This window comes from Shewanella sp. MSW (assembly GCF_007636515.1).
GTDB lineage: Bacteria > Pseudomonadota > Gammaproteobacteria > Enterobacterales > Shewanellaceae > Shewanella > Shewanella indica.
In genome coordinates this window covers 86,166-104,231 of record NZ_LVDR01000002.1, presented here as the reverse complement: position 1 = coordinate 104,231, position 18,066 = coordinate 86,166, and the positions used below count along the sequence as shown (strand labels likewise).

Sequence of the window (18,066 nt, the reverse complement as noted above, 5' to 3'; positions counted from 1 at the left end):
AATATCTCCCCTGAACGCCAGATTTGTACCTGGCCAAGACTGGCTTAAACTTAAAGAAATGGCCAACGCCGAGTAAAAGGAGATGCATCATGCGTACCCGACAAATCCTCTGTCCGGTCGACTTCTCTGAAGAATCCGAACACGCCCTGGAATATGCCATAGAGTTGGCGGCGCTCTATAAAGTGAAGCTGAGGCTGCTGCATGTGATAAGCAAAGCCTATGGCGAAGACATTACCACTCTACCCCATCACGAAGAGAACTTCGGCATAGTGGCCGTGACCCAAGCGCAGTTGCAGCAACATATGCAGGCCTATGCTTCAGAAAAAATCCAAGCTCTGTTGCAGCAGTTGCATCCAGAGCAGCAGCTCGAGGTGCTTATCCGCCGCGGCAGCGCTGCCGGCCAAATCCTCGAAGAGGCCGAGAGCGCCGATGTGGGCATGATAGTTATCGGCTGTCATCAACGCACTGCGCTGGCCCATTGGCTGCTGCCCAGTGTCGCCGAGGAGATTATCAACAAGGCCAAGTGCCCTGTGATGGTAGTAAAGTAACCTTATCGGCTCAGAGTTTCACTTCACTGTAAGTGGTCCAGGCCAGCAAATTACCCATCTGCGGCACTATCCAGACCGCTGTCTTGTGATCCTGATAGACCCGGAAGTAGTAGATCTCCTCATCACGGATATCGTCTTTACGGATCTCGCGGTAGAAGTGCATCGCTGAGTCACTGACATTGTCCGGCTTGATGAGCTCTTTCTGATTCACTTTCACCTGGAACACATCCACCAAGGTGCCGGAAATCTCAGTGCGGTACTGGTGAAAATGGCCCCGCAGTTGATACTTTATCGGTGTGGTGATGCAATCCTGATCGGTAACACAAGCCGATGAATAAAACTGCCCCGAGTCTTTATTGTCGTAAACCAAGGATAGGCTGAGATCGGTACGCACCAAGAGTTCACCGGCAACCGGGAAATAGATATCCGCATGGTAGTTGTGCTCCACCAATTCGGCATTGTCTACCGCCGGTGGCAAAATAATACGGTTGTAGCGGATCCGTCGCTCCATCTCCTTACTCAGGGGCACAAACTCCTTCATGCTAAGACCGGCAGGTTTGGGATCTATGGCGGTGATATTGATGATACCATCGCCGTCACAGCCGGTTTCATCGGCACTGGGACAGATGGCAAAGGAGTAATTACGCCCATCCGAAGAGGCATAAGCGCTGAAATGCTTCAATCCGGGGATAAGATTTCCCTCAGGCGCCAGATGCTTTTGCCACATGGAAGGATGCAGCTGCTTGGCCTCATCGCTGTAAAACAACTGCGCCGAGGCCAGCGTGCCGCCCACATTCAAAGGCAACTGCTTGTCGGCCCGCCAATGGCTCACCTGCTTGACCATCTCATGATAGTCACTGTAGTACCAGAAGAAGCCCACCAGCCCCAACAACAACAAAATCCCCAGGAGCTTTATCTTGAGCGACACACTCACCAAGGCAGTGCGGATAGCTTCACCATCTGAGATAGCCAGCATATGCACGTGCGACTGCTCGGAAATATTCAGCTGATAGCCACGGCGGGCAACCGTCTTGAGCTGAATTTCAGGATAGGGTTCCAGCTTTTTTCTGAGAATACTGATGCATTGAGTCAGAGAGGTCAGCGCCACCACCCGCTCCGGCCAACCTACAGCCAGCAATTCTTCTTTTCCAAACACGTTTCCCGGGGCAGACAACAGGTGTGACAATACCTGAGCCTCAGAAAACGACAGGACGATTTCTGAACCATCGCGTTGATCCAGCAAGTGTTTTGCCTTGGTATCCAACGCCAAATAGGGAGTCAGCTGTTGCATTGTCACTCCGAAAAGTCACTCCAGAAGATTTGACTGCCCCCATCAATGGGGGCCTGAGGATAGGTTATGAGTTTAACCTGAGTGCAACAGATAGAATGTGACAGCTATATCAATTAACAATTTGTTTTTGTTAAACAAAAAATATCTAATACAGCAGGCTCCAATAGCAGATTTACAGTAGTCGACGCTGAAAACTGTAGCGGCACAGCCAAGATAACAACAACAGCCAGCCAAAGAGTATTCCCAGTAACCAGGGCCAGGTCGGCACACCACTGGCCAAGCCCAGAAAACTTTGATTGAGCAGCCGAAACACACTGGCCGGGTTCAGCAGCATCAGCCACTGCAATCCCGCCTGACCAAGGGTATCGGCCGCTACCACGGCCAATACCAGTAAGGCCAGATCATAGAGCAGCACCAGCAGCAGCCAAAGCAGCATTAGCAGCGCCAGTGCCTGAGCCTTCTGTTTAACCTGCATGCTGACCCAGTAGCCTAACAGCATAAACACCAACCCGAGCAACCAGGCGCTGGCCAGCAAAAGGGTCAGAGCCGCGGGTAACTCAACTGTACGGTATTCCTGAGCCAGTAGCGGCAGTAACCCCAAAGGCAAGCCAAACCCCAGCAACAAAGCCAGCAGCAAGGCGCCGCCCTGCCCCATCAGTTTACCGGCCAACCACTGACTGCGGCTCAAAGGGTAAGTCAGCAGTAATAACAAGGTGCCGGCTTCGGCCTCCCCCACCACGGCATCGAAACTCAATAGCAGCGCCAGCAGCGGCACCAGGAAGACACTTAAGGTTAAAAGAGAATTGAACAGCTGCGGCAGCGCCTGCCAGCGAAACTCACCGCCTAAGGCTCCGGCGCCGAAAATAACTGCCGCCGCCAACAAGGCAAACAAGCAGCAAGCCGTTTGCAGCCAGCGGCTCCGCAGGCAATCTTTAAACTCTTTGGCGGCTACGATAAATAACGGATTAGGCCGCTGAGATGTCAATGCTTCATTTTCTCTGACCAGTTGCATCAGGCGGCCTCCCCGAATCTTTTGGGCGCAACATTTCGGCGATTTGAGTCAGACGGCGCCATAAAATGATGAAATAGTTCACCGAGCGAGGCCGGAGGCAACTGAAAGTCAAAGCAGCGGTATTGCTCCGTCAGTACGGCTATCGCATCCGGCACGCTGGCCTTAGCCAGTTTCAACCGGCCAGCGGAAAAACTCGGCCCCAGCACGGGATCGCCACTGAGCTCCAGCCGAGATGGCAACAGGATCTCTTGTGGTAAGTCAGCCTCTTGCCTCAGGTTATCCAAGCTTCCCAACGCCCGCATCCGGCCATTTGCCAACATGAGCGCCAAATCAAGATGCGGCTCAACCAAAGCCAGCTCATGGGTGCAAACCACTATGGTGCAGCCCTGCTGTTTCAGCGCCGCCAATTGAGCATACATGAGCGCCGAGGCCGAGGGGTCCAGGCCTACTGTCGGTTCATCGAGCAACAGTAATCTGGGGCGGCTCAGTAGTGCCTGCGCCAACCCAAGCCGCTGTCTTTGCCCCTTGGAGCACTGTCCCAACCTGCGTTTCACCAAGCCATCCAGTTCAAACTCAACCAGCAGCTCTTTGACCCTGGCCGCGTCTATACCCTTGAGCCCGGCAAAATAATTCAGCAGTTCGCCCAAAGGCATATTGTCGTAGAAACTGACATTCTCCGGCAGATACCCCACCTGCATAGGGCTTTCACCGGCGGCCTTACCGAGAATCTTCAGCTCGCCACCGGCGGGTTTAAGCAGCCCCAACAGCAGTTTGATCAGGGTCGATTTGCCGGCACCATTATGGCCCAGCAGCGCCAGTAACTTACCCTGGGGCAGCTGCAAACTGATATTCTCCAGCACAGGCCTGTCGCCACGAACATAGGCCAGTTGCCGACAATCAATGCTGGGCATAGCGGGTCTCCTCGTCACTCGGTTGCGAATTGGTTGTCATTTCTCGCTTCGTCTGAATCTCAATGGGTTGCAGCAAAGGAAAACTGTCGCGAATGCCGATATCCTCGGCCAGAGCCAACTGGCGCTGCAGCCAGCGCAGCAGGAGCACCACTGGGCTGTCCATCAACCATCTGGCCTCTGGATAAAGCCAAAACAGCCTGTCCAGGGCATCGTTGGGCAGATAGGGAGTATCACCTATGTCATCACCATCGAGATCCCAGCCCTGATAACTGCTCCAATAATTACCCTGTCCCATAAGGCTCCACTCCTGCGACTTACTGCCGACGTAACGCACCTGAGTCAGATTGTTTTCTATGTTGTTGCGCCACAGGCTATTACCTTCACCGCCCAAAGCGACACTTATGCCGGTATCACTGTCACTGAAATGGTTATGGCTGATGCGGTTGTCGGCGGCACCATAGATAAACAGCCCCTTACCTTCACTGGCAATAGCGGGATCGCCCTTGGGGTTATGAATAGTGGTCACCCGGTTATGATGCACCTCGCTCTGCTGAGTCACATTGAGCAAGATACCAAAATCGATTGCGGCGCTGACTTGATTATGTTCCAGGGTGATCCCCTTGGAGCTCATCAGCGCATAGCCACCCTGTAACCATTTGGCGTTGTTGTTCCAGGCGCTGTCATTGCGGGTGTACATGTAGTGAATGCCATATTGCTGGAGGCTGAATTGATTGTGGCTGACCTGGCTGGCGTCGACGTTTTCCAGATAAATACCGTCGCGCACCGAAGCTATCTGATTGTGGTGCAGTTCGGGGGCCTCAACATATTTGAGAAAGATGCCGTCACCTCTGTCCAGCAGATAACGCCTGTCGTCACCGCTGATACGGCAATATTCCACTTCCGGACGCTTGAGCTGCTCGCCATGAATGCCAAATCCAGGCCCAGACAGCTCAAGCTGCAACAAGCGGACATCATCGGCCCCCGGCAACAGACGCACCCCGGAATCATGTTCATAGAGATCGCTGCCCCAGTTACGTATCTCAAGCCCCTGCAGGCGCACGCCTGCAGCCTTGATGGTCACGGCGCTACCTTTACCACCGGCATCGATTATAGTGCCGGGCTCGCCGACAATGGCGATCGCCTTGTCGATCATCAGCGGCCCCACATACTCGGCGGCAGAGAGAGTCAGTACCTCGCCTTCTCTCAGTGCATCTATACGTGCCTGCAGCGGGTTTTGGCTGCCAAGGCAGCCAAACGAGAGCAGCATCAGGGCCAGCAGGGTGCGTAACATCAACCTCAGTCGGCTCCTTCCAGCAGTTCCAAGGTGATCTCCTCATAGGCCAGTACCCGGCCACCCCAGGCTTCGGCGAAAGCCTGCGCCGCTTCCTTGGTTGAAAATGGTGCAACCGCCGGCCCCATCACTCCCTTCTTGCTGGTGCCATAAACATACCAAGCAGTGGTAGCATCGATAAAGGCGTTGTCATCCGGCTGTTCCCAGTCGGTAGTACCCATATCATGGACAAACATAGCCTTGATTCTACGCTGGTTTTCCGGTTGCAACGCAAAGCTGAACATGTCACGGCTGGAGCAGAACTTGGGCACAGCATCACTGTCTTTGAGCATAAGTTGCCCCTTGGGTCCAGGGTATTTGGTGATCATCATGCCGCACATATGGCACTTGTCATGCTGTTCCAGATGCTGGGCGTGAGTTTCCTGATTGTGGCTCTGCGCCGGAGAGCATCCGGACAGCCCCATTAACAGGATAGGAATAGCGATAGCCAAAAGTGTCTTTTTCATCTTTCTCTCCAATCAACAGATTCAACACCTCGCCGGGGCCTTGCAGGGACAACCCATTGGGCGAGGGTTGAAAAAATCATTCGAGTCGGCTGCGGGCGTTGGCAATGGCATATTGCAACGCCTCACGGTCCAACTGCTCATTGCTACTGTCGAACAGCAGTTGCCAATGGCCTATAGCCTCGGCATATCTTTGGTTAAGGAAGGCATCATTGGCCAGCAACAACCTGGTACCGGGATCGGCGTTATCCAGCGCCAGGGCCTGTTCGACCCAATCCTGGGATTCCGGCAGCCACTGGCGTTGATCTCGGTAATAGGCGGCTTCGGCCAACTGCCCCAGTAAGGCGGCACTCTTGCCCTGAAGTTGCAACTGCTGCTTCAAGGTAGCTACCGCATCCAGATACATGCCGCCGCGCACATAGGCCTGCGCCAGCTGTTGCATCAGGCTGGTGTCTTGTGGCGCCTCGGCACTGGCGCGCCGAAGCCGGACAATTTCGGCAGCCAACAGATAATCTATGCTGTCGTCGGCTTCGGCCAACTGCCAATCGTTATAACGGCCGGTATAGGAGTAAGTCCCAAGACTCAGACCTATGATCAGCAGCGGCAACAGACTCCAGTGCCATAGAGCCGGTACGCCCCTGTCTCCGCGGCAGGTTTGCCACTGATAAAGGGCAAACAGGCTCATAAATGCCAGACTCAGCAGGGCCAGTCCCAACCAAAGCGGGTTAGCCATAACGCCTCCTGTCAACTGTGGCCAGGCATTGGATACTTGCTGTCTTTACCCGGCTGCTCGACCTTGACCAGCTCGACTTCAAACACCAGAGTGGCCTGCGGCGGGATCACCCCGGGAGCCTGCTCGCCATAGGCCAGCTTGGCAGGGATCACGAAGCGAAACTTGGAGCCTTCGGGCATCAGTCTCAGGCCCTCTTCCCAGCCGGGGATCACTGTCATCAGCGCAAAACGGCCGGCGGCCTTGTTGGTACTGCTGTCCTCAAATACTGTGCCGTCGATAAGCTTACCGACATAGTTGACCGTCACCACATCTTCAGGATTAGGCTTCTTGCCCTTCCCCATGCTCAGCACTTCGTACTGCAAGCCACTGTCGGTGACCTTAACGCCGGACTTTTTCTTGTTCTCGGCCAGGAAAGCTTCGCCGGCCTTGAGGTTATCCTCAGCCAGTTTATCGAAGCGGGCTTCTCTTTCTTCGTTGAGAGCAATGGCTCTTTGGTTGAGTAGATCCAGGATCTGTTCATCTGTCAGTTGCTGCTTATCTTTAAGCGCATCGGTAAAGCCGGTAACCAGCAGCTCCATATTGACTTCGGCGCCCAGCTCCAACTGTTGATAAACCTGGCCCGATATATAGTTGCCTACAGAGGCACCCAGTGCGTAGGAGGTCTTGTCTGTCTCTGTCTTCAAGTCGGCCGCCAGTGCGGGCAGGCTCAGACAAAGAGAGAGGGAAATAGTAGTAGCAAGTTTTTGTAATTTCATGGTTTTCATCCTGCAATTTCTAAATTCAATGCCCAAATAATCTATTCTCAAGGACGCTCAATCGGTCGTCCCGAGATACGCCAGCCATAGATACCATCCGGCATCTGTCTGACATCGGTATAACCCAGTTTCATCACCTCTCTGGCGGCCACGTTGCTGGCAGTACAGAGGCGGTTGGCACAGTAAAACACCATGGTGGTGTCCTTGTTTTCCGGCAACAAGGTCTTCCAGTTATTGACGTTGAAGTAGATGGCGCCGGGAATGAAGCCATCACCCCATATCTCCAGGGTGTTGACGTCATAGAAGATCACCCCGGGCTGGCTGAGCAGCATCTCGGCCTCACGCATGGAGATCTGGTTGAGTATCTCTTCGTGGTAGGGAGCCGGAACCAGATCTCCGCCACCGCCTGCCAGCACCGCCGGTGCCGCAACCATAAATGCCAGCGGCAGCAGGGACTGTTTCAGCGCCTGTTTCAATGAGAGTCGAACTCGCATCTTTATCCTCCATTAAAGGCTCCGGACGAGCGCCCGGAGCCTGAGTTGCCAAATTACAGCGAGGCTGTCTTGGTGCCTTTGCCGTCAGCAATGGCTTCAGCCTGAGTCACATAAGTGACCGCTGCATCCATACGCTTGCGGGCATAACGGGGGGCGTGAACACCCCAGGAACCGTCTTTACGAATAAACTCGACTATGTCGCGAGCCTTGTCGGTCAACAGCAGTACCTGAGTCTTGTCTTCGATAGACAGTTTGTTCTTGGCGACCTTGCGATCGACACGCTTGAGCGCATCTTCCACTTTCGCCAGGCTGTCTTTGACAGGTGTCTGCCACTTCATGACCTTGCCGTAGATCTCTTTCTGATCCTTGAAGTGCAGGCCCTTGCTCAGCTCGGACTGGAACTGGCTGTGACAACCCTTACGCTCAACCACGTCGTGGTCAGAGATAGAGGTACGGGCACAGGTCCACATCAGGTCAAGATAGCCATGGCCATTCTCATCCTGAGCCACAGTCCAGCCTTTGGTGGTGGACTTACGAGGTTGACCTTCAGGAGGATTCAGAGTCTTGCGATCCGGGCTGACATCAATCTTCCACAGGTGAGACTTACGCACTGCGTCGAAGCCGGCCATATCCGGGTATTGAATCGCGGTGAAGTTTTCACAGCTACCCATGTTCGGCATGTGACAGCTGGTACAGCTGTTCTTGGCGTGAGTGCCGGTGTTGGCAGCCATTTCGGCCTGAACCTGGTGACAGTCAACACAGTCTTTCTTGATTGCTGGCTTGGTGTAACCGGATTTCCAGTCGTTACCTGTTACTTCATGTGGATCATGACAGGTAGAACAACGCATGCCCTTGTCATAGTGAGAAGACATGAACATCTGTGAACCTTCGGTACCACAAGATGGGCAAGAAGACTTCATCTTGACGTTGAAGGCATATTCCAGCTTTTCCTTGCCTTGCTCGGTTTCGGCCAGTTCGTCAATATAGTTGAAACGCTGGTGACAACGTTCACAGTTGGAAGGCATACCGCCGCCGTTACCACCGTCCAGGTGACCACCCGCGCCGTGACACTCTTCACAAGCGATACCGCGGCTGATGGTGTGTTCCTGCAGTTTCTTGGGATCGCCAAGGGCATCCAGGTATTCCTGCTTGTTCTTGAAGTCAAACTTGAAGCTATGACACACTTCGCAGTAGGAGCTGGCAGGCTGGAACAGGAACTCTTTCTTATACTTGGCACCGTAGGAGGTCATACCCCACTGGTGAGAACCACTGGCGCCGAAGTCTTCCATCTTGGTTGGGAAGTCAGGAATAACCTTCTGAATCTTCTTGGCCATTTCCGGGGTCAACCATTCGGCCCAACCACGGGAGAATTGGTTACCACCGGCAACCATGGTACCTGTACCATCTTTCAGCAGACCGCCTTCAATGTGGTAGGAACCACGCACCAGGAAGCTATCGATATAGCCATACTTGGTTCTTGGAGTACCTACAGTGGCGTAAATAGCATCCGGAGTAATGCCGTCCGGCAATATGGAAGCATCAGAACCATACAGCTTTTTCTTCAGATCATTGTCCACTTCCGGATGCTCACCGGGGAAACGTATGGTCTGGGCGTGACGGGAACGCTGCCACTTCTCATACTGCACCGCATGACACTCACCACACTTCTCAGGGCCAACAAACTTATTGGGGAAGTCAAGAATAGACTTGGCAGCCAAACGATATTGCACCGCAGAAGGGCGTCCCACCCGTTTGCTGTACTTCTGGCTGTTACCTTGATCCATGTATTCTTCACCGCGGTCACTGACCTTATACATACCAATGAGGCGGCCTTCTTCCTGATACTTGAACACAGGGTGATTCTGGAACAGGTAATCGAACAGCTCTTTCTCCTGAACGATATAATCCTGCAGTGTTTTGACGCCGTTTACCTTTTCCATGCCGTTGGGATTGGCGATCACTTTTTGTGCCGACTCTCCCATCTGCTTATTGCCGTGACCTGGTTTATCTGCCGCGAGCGCACCAGCCCCGCTGACGGCAGTTAAACAAAACAACATACTGAGTGTTGTCCTTTGTTGCCATCGTCTCATCATATACTCCTGAATTTGTCGTCGGTTATTTCACAAACGAACTTGTTATTGCCGGCTTGACCGGTCACGACTCATTCTTCATATGTGCAAGGACAAAAATCTGCGCCAGAGCACAGCCCGCCCCCGCTTGAGAACTCAAGAAAGCAACACCTTACATTTATCTTTTAAAACAATAGCTTTAATCTTTAACAACAGAACTATTCAGTTCTTTTTTTGAGCGTTTTATTTCTCAAAAAACCTCAAAACCCCGGCTGAAAATTGAAAAATGCCGCGCCGGCAAACATAGGCTGATAAAGGCGCGACAGATCACAGAGCCAAAGGGGTAATAACCCTAGTCTCAGTGCCATAGATCCATTCCCGGGGCTTCCCGGCAAAACAAAAGAGAGCGGCCATGTTTTCCATCACCATGTTGCCCGAACTGGGACACTTCCTGCTGATCCTGAGCGGCAGTTGTGCCTTATTTGGCGCCTTGCTTGCGCTGCTCAAATATCGCATTCCTCGGTTCGAATGGCCGCTGCGACCGCTGTTGCTGGGGCAAGCGCTTGGGCTGACCGGCGCCGTACTCATGCTGGCACTGGCGTTTATCCTCAACGACTTCTCTGTGGCTTATGTGGCCAACAACTCCAACTCGGCCCTGCCGCTGTTTTATAAAGTGGCCGCAGTTTGGGGCAGCCATGAAGGGTCTTTGCTGTTTTGGATGACAGTAATGGCACTATGGGCCTGGCTGGGACTACAGAGGCGCTCGCAAGATCACAACTATCTGTTGATGCTGCACGGCAGTTGTTCAGCGATTCTCAGCGGCTTTATCTTCTTTATGTTGCTGTACGCCAACCCCTTTGCCCGTCTACTACCGGAAGTGCCGATAGAGGGACGCGATCTCAGCCCCATGCTGCAGGACATAGGCCTTATCCTGCACCCGCCGCTGCTGTTTCTCGGTTATGCAGGCCTTGGGATCTGTTTTTGTATTGCGCTGGCATTGCTTGTCAGCCAAAAGTTCAGCGCCGCCCGCCTTGGCAGGCTCAAGCGCCATCTGCTGCTGACCTGGGTGTTTCTCACCGCAGGTAATGCCCTGGGCTCCTGGTGGGCCTATAACGAATTGGGGTGGGGCGGATGGTGGTTCTGGGATCCTGTGGAAAATGCCGCCTTTATTCCCTGGCTGGTGACCACAGGCGCGCTACACTGCTTGCTGATCAAAAACCACAACCCCTTGGCCCAGCTCTCGGCCCTGGCGCTGGTGCTGCTGGGCTTCAGTCTGTGTCTGCTGGGTACCTTTATTGTTCGCTCCGGCATTATTCAGTCTGTACATGCGTTTGCTGCCGATCCGGAGCGAGGAGTCATCATACTCCTGTTACTGCTACTTTATGGTGGCGCCGGATTCACCCTATTTGGCCTCAGATGTCGCCATCACTGGCAGCCGGGCAAGCTGGCACCACTTGGCCGGGACGGTCAGCTGTTGCTCGGTAGCCTGATCCTGCTGACCATGGCGCTGACTACCTTGCTGGGCACCCTTTACCCACTTTTCTATCAGGCAATTGGCCTGGGAAGTCTGTCAGTAGGGGCGCCCTACTTTAATACCCTGTTTGTGCCCATGTTGGCGCTGCTGCTCTTGCCCATGGCGATAAGCACCCTGCCGTATATGGCGCCGAGGCGCCTGGGGCTACTGGCGCTGGTCACTGTAATTGCGACCGCACTGGCGCTGTTTTTTAAAGGCAGGCTCGACCCTTGGTTACTGGCAGGCGGTGCGATGAGCCTCTTTCTACTCTGCACTCTGCTGCTTTATCTGTTGCCGCTGGGCCAGATTGCCGGCAAACGCCGCAGTATTCCCATGCTGTTGGCTCACACCGGCCTTCTTATCAGCATCATGGGCGCGACCGGAGTCAGTTGTTTCGAGCAGCACTCTCTGCTGCGTATGGGGCCGGGCCAAGGCAGCATTCTGGGTGACTACACCTTTATCTATGAGCAAACCCGCTTGCTGGACAAACCTGCCTACAGAGGTGAACAGGCCGTGATTCGGGTAGAGCACAATGAGCAACTGCTTACTTACCTTTATCCGGAACGCCAGGAATTCAACTCCAACGGCATGTCACTGTCCCAGGCTGCTATCCACCGTGGGGCCTTTGGTGATCTCTATGTCTCCATGGGCACCCAACTGAGCGATGAAGAATTTTTGGTGCGCCTCAGCATCAAACCATTGGTGAGTTGGATCTGGCTCGGTGGTGCCTTGATGGCCATTGGTGGCCTACTGGCCCTCGGAAACCGACGTCAACGCCGGCCGCAAACCGATTTGTTAACCGCCTCAGGGAGACTTCAACATGATTAAGCTAATGCTACTTGGATTATGGCTCAGCTTTGCTTGCGCCGAAGCCCAGGCGACCGACATGGATATAGCCCGTCTCAGCATAGATATCTCCAAAGAACTGCGCTGCCCCATGGCCACCAACCAAAACCTGTTTGAGTCGGAAACCGCCATTGCCAGTGAGCTCAAAGCACAGATCTACTTGATGCTGCAGCAGGGCAAGAGCCGGGAGCAGATCCTCGAATTTATGGTAGAACGCTATGGCGAGCAGATCCGTTATCAACCCTCGCTGAACGCAGGCACAGCACTGCTATGGCTGGGACCTGTCATCTTGTTACTGGTATTGCCCGGCATGCTGCTGTTTTTCGGCCGCAGCAACAATCCATCCCCACACGATCAGGAGAATCCATCTTGAGATCTTACTTGCTTCTATGTCTCGCCCTGTTGCTGCCGCTATCGGCCCAAGGGGGCATAATGCAGCACAAGGCTTATCACACAGGGGAACCTGTACCAAACAAGCCTATGATTATGCGTGAATTTGTTGAAATGCAGCACGCCAGAAAGGTGGCCAAGGTGACCTTTGCCGATCTACAGGGTAACCCCAAGACCTTGGCTGAATACCAAGGACGTATGGTGCTGCTGAATCTTTGGGCCAGCTGGTGTCCACCCTGTCTGCGTGAGATGCCGGCGCTGGCCAAGCTACGCAGCAAACTGCAGGGCAGCAGTATCCAAATAGTGCCGCTGTCGATAGATGAAGATCCGGCTGCTGTGGCACCTTTTCTGGCCAAGCATGAACTCAAGTTGGATGACAGCTGGATAGACAGCAAAAAAGAGATAGAGAAGATCATGCCGGCCAATGTGGTTCCGGCGACTTATGTTTTTGATCCCAATGGGAACTTAGTCGGCTTTATCCGCGGCTATCTGGACTGGGACGACCCGGATATCGCCGACTATCTGTTGCGCTTTGCCGCCAAGTATCAAACGCTGACCCAAAGCAAAGCGAAACAGTAAATAGTGCAACCGTCCCGGAGCATCTCCCCAAGTCACTCCGGGCAACTCTTTGGCAAAGAACCATGTGACTTCTCCGCCCACACTTTTTGCCCGCTTTCCCGTCACGCACGCCTCTTTTGTCGGGAAAGCCTTTTTCTCAGAAACGATCGAAACTCACCTCTACCGGAACCCCCTCAATCGCCAAAGGCAGATTCTGATGCAAAGCAAGCGTAATCTTGAGTGCCGGTTTGTCCCCGTCAAAAGGACCGGACAGCTGCTTGGGCACCTTGCCCACTAACTGGGTCGGCTCTTTGATTTCGGCGCGGATTAGGGTGCCATTGGGCAATTTGACACTGGCCTGCTGCCCCTGAGCAACATAGTCAAGATACTCAGGCGCCAGATAACATACCACCACAGGCTGTGCCCGCCCCGATAACCAAAGCATAGGCTGCTGCTCGGCTATGGCTTCCCCCCGCTGCACCAAAACATCGGCTACCCGGCCGGCAAACGGCGCCTGCAAGGTCAATTGCTGACGTTTGGCTTGCAGCTCCGCCAGCTTTAACAACAGGCTGTTGCGGCTCTGGGCTATTACACCAGCCTCCCGTTCTTGTTGTTGCAACTGCCTTTGCTGCAACAACTCGGCCCGGGCCTGTTCCAGCGCCATTCTGGCACTGGTATGGGCTTGCATCACTGCCGCCATATCTGCAGTGGGAACCACCCCTTGCTTACGGAATGACTCAAACTGCGACAGTAGTTCATCCTGACGCTTTACTCCCTGTTCAGCCACCAATATCCGCTGTTCAAGTTGCCCCAAAATAGCCTGATCCTGCGCCTGCGATGGCGGTGTCAGCTCGGTTAACTGGCGCTGCAACTCGTCAATGCTGGCGTCCAGACCGGCATCGGCTATACGCCCGAGCGCCTGACCCGGCTCCACCTGAGAACCAGGCCGCACTGAAAGCTCCAATAATCTGCCCTTCTGCATAGCCCGCATCTCCAGCGGCTCTGAGGTCAAGATTCCCGGCGCCAGCACAAACAGGCTCGGACGCAGCAACACCCAAAGCAACAGGACCACTGGGGCAATAACCAGTAATAGCAACAGATACCAACGCCATTTCATTCCGCCCCGTTTCGCCGGGGCGTAGTCCACCTTCAAACCTTGATCTCGTGTAGGTTGTTGCGCCTTGGCGGCCGCTTGGTAAGTCACTTTCACTAAAATTTTCTCCCTCGTTTCAGCACCCACCAAGGAGCCATGGAACTCTCTTCATGTGAACGTCTAACTGCTTCATTAATCAGGGCAAATAAGCTGACACTACGCATAAACAAGGCATAGAAGGGATAAAGGGGCAACCAGAGCAGCAACCTTAAATCCTGCCGCGGCCGCTCGGAAATCGCCAACAACACCAACAAATAGAAAAACAACAAAAAAGACAAATAGGCCAAATAGATAGTCAGCGTAATTATTGTCAAAAACTGCCAGGGATACGCCAGCGCTATCCCGAAACTGTAAAGCAGGATGACAAAAGGCATCAGCACATTTTGCATAACACCGTAAATCAGCGTAAAAGCGAAAGTAGCGCCCCCCAGAAGCCTTGGAGAAAAAGCCGGCCAGTGCTTGCGAAAGTAGAGAAACAAAAGGTCGCCATCCCAACGCAACCTTTGCCAGACAAGCGTCTTGAGATCCATGGGGGCATCGGTATGCCCAATAGCCAGCGTAGCAAAGGGAATGCGCCAATTGGGGTGACGGCCAAAGTACTGTTTTAATCTCAACGTTAGATCCAGATCCTCGGCGGTATGGGTATCCCAGCCGCCAATTTTGACCAGCACATCACGACGAAAGGCGCCGAAAGCCCCAGAGATATTATTTAGCAGATTCCAGTGCCCAAGGCCCGTCTTCCCCCCCTGCATGGAGATCAAGTATTCAATCGCCTGCATCCGGGTCCACAGCGAATCATTGACATTGCGTACCCGCAAAGCACCGCCGACGGCAGGCACATTGGGATCGGCGAACAGCGGCACGATTTGAGAAACCATATCATTGTCGAAAGAGGTATCGGCATCGGCATTAATCACCAACTCACCGCTGGCTCTGGCCAGACCTGCATTTGAAGTCGAAACCCGACCGCCACGTTGCCACTTGGGCAACACGATAATCTCCCGTCCAGGGCGACGGCATTCAGCTGCGGCTGCTTTGGCAACTGCAAAAGTTTCGGCGTTTTGTACCGCGCCATCAACCACGGCAATGATCTCCATCTCCCCTGGATAGTCCTGTTCAACTAGGGTGACTATGGTTTGCCGCACCGCTTCTTTCTCGGCGTAGCAAGCAATGATGCAACTAACCTTGGGCCGATAAGCCTTTTGAACCTTGGGACGACGAAATGTTCGCCAATGCCAGCCGATGACGCCTGAAACTACGATCAACATCAATGGTATTTCATAGAGGAAAATCATCGGCACCAGCCAGAGAAACAGACTGACGTCTGTGGCAAGCTTGTGCCAAATATCCAGGCTCATAAAAGCCAGGGTATTGAACTCACTCACCGTCCAATACCTCGGCCTGCTGCAGACGACTGGCCAACCAGGACTCAACTTCAGTATCAAGTTGTTGATCCGGCAGGCTGATTGCCTTAAACCTGAGTCTCAGCTCCCCTTCAGGCACACTGTCATTAAGCCGCTGCAGCTTTTGCTTCAATGCCGGTAACTGTGACTCGCCGGTGTAAGGCAATAGTAATAAGACACCTTGGTCATCATGGCTATTGCAGGCGTCCGTTACCCGCACCAGGCTCAATAATCGCTGCTTGAGCGCATCAAGTAAGACTAAGGAACGGGTTTCTCCGCTGCCGGCCAGATCTGGCGCCAACGCCTCCAGCTCCAATACCAGCAACAGATGCTCATGATCATGACGCAGCGCCAGCTGATTGTGCCATTGCAGCAACCAGAGGAAATGGGCCCGACTCATCTGTTCGCCAAGTGCGGCAAGCAGTTGTTGCTGCACGCCATGGCGCACCAGTTCTCTTCCCTGCTCCGCCAGTTCAAAGTCAGAGATGCGACGTATGGTCAGCTCGTCCGGTTGATGTCCATGACCACAGTGCAGACAAACAGCCTCGACCTTGGCCTCCAAAAACAGGCTATTACAGCTATTACAATGCTGGTTTTCTATTGGTCTGTCATAGTCGACACCTATATGCCGCAGCCGCTGCAAACAGTTGGGGCAACTGAGTCCGCTACTACGACCGAAGGCTTGCTGATTATCCACATGACCACAGTTAAAACAGTGCAAACTGGTCTGCATATCAATTTCTATGCTGCGGCACTGGGGACAGAGATCGATATAGTTGAGATGTCCTGAGTGGCACTTGCAGCATAGCCTAACTCTGTCCCTCAACTTGGTGGGTGCCAGCCAATGCCGGTTCATTAATTTATTTAATAGGGTCTGACTTTCCTTCGCTGAATCAGTCAATATCTGCAGCAGTGGATACTCATAAAGATGTGGCTTTTCCGGCGTAGCCACAGGTTGCAAACTATATTCAGGGAATAGCCACATAAAACTCAACAGCCGATAACTGACATCATCCCGGCTGGGTAATTTAATTAAGTTCTTCCTTTGCCAATAATTTTCCAACTCTTGTTTGAAGTCAGGCTGAAATAAACCATTGGCCAGATAATCAGATAAAAGGCTTGGCGTTACCACCTTGATCATGGCCATAAAAGTCGATGGCTGTTGCCTCAACAGAATAAGCGCTTGGTCCTGAATTCCTGTCGGCAGATTCAGGCAGATGGCATCATAAGCAAGCCCGGTATCCAAGAAACCAAAAACATCATTAAATTCTTCAAAATCATTGCCATATAATTCTTCACCTCTATCACCAATCCAACAAGGAATGGCCTGCGCCTCAACATGGATATCTGCTCTGGTAATAGACATATAAATCCCGACAATGATAAACCCGCCAATGATAAGAGGAAAAACCTCGGCTAAGTTCATACAATTTAATTAGACAAAAATGAAATTCAACAAATGGGGATTATATAGACAATGAAGAAAACCGCCAATATTTTGACAAAAAAACCGTAATTACCACCAAAACCACTTAAACCAACCTTTAATTGATCATATTTTATAATAACCTCACAAAACATAATAAACAGAGTTAATCAATACACCTGTTTTTATTTTCCAACGTATCAAGCTGTATCGACCAATTCAGTTTCAAAACCATCCACTTTTATATCCTGTTGTTTGCCACTGATGGGATCAATAAAGCGCAACCGACAAGCCATAAGTTTGAGGGGCTTATTGAAATTGTCTTCGCTCCTGGGTTGCAGTTCGGGGTAAAACCTGTCGTTCAGCAGTGGCATTCCAAGACTCTGCATATGCAGCCTGAGTTGGTGAGTCTTACCGGTAATTGGACTTAGACTGAACAGCCCCATATCGCCATTAACGGCGATGAGACTGATTTCCGAGTGACTGTTGGCCTCACCCTCGGCCAAACGCATGATAAAACTGGGCTCGCCCTTGATAAGGCGATTTTTCACCGTCCAGTGCAGCGGCAGGCTAAGTTCGCCAGTTGCCAATCCCGCCTGAAGCTCAGGTGTCAGCCGCGCCAGCGCCTGGTAGTCCTTGCGTATCTGGCCTTCACGGAACAGCGCATGATAGGCATGCCGGGTTTCGGGATCTGTGGACATCAGCATGACTCCGGCCGTTTCTCTGTCCAGCCTGTGCGCCGGCGCTATGGTTTCTATTCCGGTGCGGCGCCTTAACCTGTGCACCAGGCACTCGTTGACATAGTTGCCGCTGGGAGTCACAGGCAAAAAGTGCGGTTTGAACACCAGAATACTGTGCTCGTCCTGAAACAGGATCCGCTCTTCAAAAGGGATCCGGGTTTCTTTGGGGACTTCACGGTAATAGTAGACCCTGGCGGTAGGCCGATAAGGGGTATCGGCCTGGATAGGCTCGCCATTTTGCCAGTGTACCTTGCCGGTTGCGACCCGCTCACGCCAGACATCGGCATCGATGCGGCTGAAATGGTCGATAAGAAAGGCCAATACAGTGGGCTTATCGGTCACATCCCTTGGCAAGACAACATAGGAGGGCTGTGCGGCTCTGTCTGTTTGGCTCATAACTCTTCCGGCAAAATAAAAAATGGCGACTCGG

Annotated in this window: 17 protein-coding genes; 4 read left to right on the top strand and 13 right to left on the bottom strand. The window is 52.9% G+C overall.

Annotation, left to right across the window (positions count from 1 at the left end):
• The first annotated feature begins 89 nt into the window (after positions 1–89).
• Positions 90–548 carry a universal stress protein gene (locus tag AYI96_RS02090; protein WP_144360896.1) on the top strand — a complete coding sequence of 153 codons (459 nt, stop codon included), beginning with the start codon at positions 90–92 and terminating at the stop codon, positions 546–548.
• A 10-nt stretch (positions 549–558) separates the two neighbouring features.
• On the opposite strand, the gene AYI96_RS02085 is transcribed toward AYI96_RS02090, so the two are convergent.
• The 9 genes from AYI96_RS02085 to AYI96_RS02045 form a co-directional block, all read right to left on the bottom strand.
• Positions 559–1,839: a transcriptional regulator gene (locus tag AYI96_RS02085; RefSeq protein WP_071475494.1), complete on the bottom strand. Its 1,281-nt coding sequence runs from the start codon at positions 1,837–1,839 to the stop codon at positions 559–561.
• A 172-nt stretch (positions 1,840–2,011) separates the two neighbouring features.
• The gene (locus tag AYI96_RS02080; RefSeq protein ID WP_071475495.1) at positions 2,012–2,851 is read right to left on the bottom strand and encodes an ABC transporter permease subunit; all 840 of its coding nucleotides are present in this window, start codon (positions 2,849–2,851) and stop codon (positions 2,012–2,014) included.
• Positions 2,851–3,762: an ABC transporter ATP-binding protein gene (locus AYI96_RS02075; RefSeq protein ID WP_052248298.1), complete on the bottom strand. Its 912-nt coding sequence runs from the start codon at positions 3,760–3,762 to the stop codon at positions 2,851–2,853. The genes AYI96_RS02080 and AYI96_RS02075 overlap by 1 nt, the downstream gene beginning before the upstream one ends.
• Entirely contained in the window at positions 3,749–5,053 is a 1,305-nt protein-coding gene (gene nosD, locus AYI96_RS02070; RefSeq protein ID WP_052248297.1) for a nitrous oxide reductase family maturation protein NosD, read from the bottom strand. Before nosD ends, AYI96_RS02075 begins: the two co-directional genes overlap by 14 nt.
• A 5-nt stretch (positions 5,054–5,058) precedes the next feature.
• Positions 5,059–5,559, bottom strand: a complete 501-nt coding sequence (locus AYI96_RS02065) for a nitrous oxide reductase accessory protein NosL (protein ID WP_039036059.1) — start codon at positions 5,557–5,559, stop codon at positions 5,059–5,061.
• 76 nt (positions 5,560–5,635) lie between these two features.
• Positions 5,636–6,289: a tetratricopeptide repeat protein gene (locus AYI96_RS02060; RefSeq protein WP_144360895.1), complete on the bottom strand. Its 654-nt coding sequence runs from the start codon at positions 6,287–6,289 to the stop codon at positions 5,636–5,638.
• 11 nt (positions 6,290–6,300) lie between these two features.
• The gene (locus tag AYI96_RS02055) at positions 6,301–7,053 is read right to left on the bottom strand and encodes an FKBP-type peptidyl-prolyl cis-trans isomerase (RefSeq protein WP_144360894.1); all 753 of its coding nucleotides are present in this window, start codon (positions 7,051–7,053) and stop codon (positions 6,301–6,303) included.
• Positions 7,054–7,091: 38 nt separating this feature from the next.
• Complete coding sequence (locus AYI96_RS02050) at positions 7,092–7,478, bottom strand: rhodanese-like domain-containing protein (protein WP_226684573.1); 387 nt, start codon at positions 7,476–7,478, stop codon at positions 7,092–7,094.
• 113 nt (positions 7,479–7,591) lie between these two features.
• Positions 7,592–9,628: a cytochrome c gene (locus tag AYI96_RS02045; protein WP_039036055.1), complete on the bottom strand. Its 2,037-nt coding sequence runs from the start codon at positions 9,626–9,628 to the stop codon at positions 7,592–7,594.
• A 391-nt stretch (positions 9,629–10,019) separates the two neighbouring features.
• On the opposite strand from AYI96_RS02045, the gene AYI96_RS02040 reads away from it, so the two are divergent.
• From AYI96_RS02040 to AYI96_RS02030, 3 genes are read left to right on the top strand one after another with little or no spacing between them, the layout of a single operon-like run.
• Entirely contained in the window at positions 10,020–11,948 is a 1,929-nt protein-coding gene (locus AYI96_RS02040) for a heme lyase CcmF/NrfE family subunit (protein WP_052248295.1), read from the top strand.
• Positions 11,941–12,339 carry a cytochrome c-type biogenesis protein CcmH gene (locus tag AYI96_RS02035; RefSeq protein WP_052248294.1) on the top strand — a complete coding sequence of 133 codons (399 nt, stop codon included), beginning with the start codon at positions 11,941–11,943 and terminating at the stop codon, positions 12,337–12,339. The genes AYI96_RS02040 and AYI96_RS02035 overlap by 8 nt, the downstream gene beginning before the upstream one ends.
• The gene (locus tag AYI96_RS02030) at positions 12,336–12,935 is read left to right on the top strand and encodes a TlpA family protein disulfide reductase (protein ID WP_260852930.1); all 600 of its coding nucleotides are present in this window, start codon (positions 12,336–12,338) and stop codon (positions 12,933–12,935) included. The genes AYI96_RS02035 and AYI96_RS02030 overlap by 4 nt, the downstream gene beginning before the upstream one ends.
• 136 nt (positions 12,936–13,071) lie before the next feature.
• On the opposite strand, the gene AYI96_RS02025 is transcribed toward AYI96_RS02030, so the two are convergent.
• The 4 genes from AYI96_RS02025 to AYI96_RS02010 form a co-directional block, all read right to left on the bottom strand.
• Positions 13,072–14,124, bottom strand: coding sequence for an HlyD family secretion protein (locus AYI96_RS02025; protein WP_144360892.1), 1,053 nt, complete (start codon positions 14,122–14,124; stop codon positions 13,072–13,074).
• The gene (locus AYI96_RS02020; RefSeq protein ID WP_071475499.1) at positions 14,124–15,452 is read right to left on the bottom strand and encodes a glycosyltransferase family 2 protein; all 1,329 of its coding nucleotides are present in this window, start codon (positions 15,450–15,452) and stop codon (positions 14,124–14,126) included. Before AYI96_RS02020 ends, AYI96_RS02025 begins: the two co-directional genes overlap by 1 nt.
• The gene (locus tag AYI96_RS02015; protein WP_071475500.1) at positions 15,445–16,836 is read right to left on the bottom strand and encodes a hypothetical protein; all 1,392 of its coding nucleotides are present in this window, start codon (positions 16,834–16,836) and stop codon (positions 15,445–15,447) included. The genes AYI96_RS02020 and AYI96_RS02015 overlap by 8 nt, the downstream gene beginning before the upstream one ends.
• 260 nt (positions 16,837–17,096) lie before the next feature.
• Positions 17,097–18,032 carry a pseudouridine synthase gene (locus AYI96_RS02010; protein WP_071475501.1) on the bottom strand — a complete coding sequence of 312 codons (936 nt, stop codon included), beginning with the start codon at positions 18,030–18,032 and terminating at the stop codon, positions 17,097–17,099.
• Between the last annotated feature and the right edge of the window lie 34 nt (positions 18,033–18,066).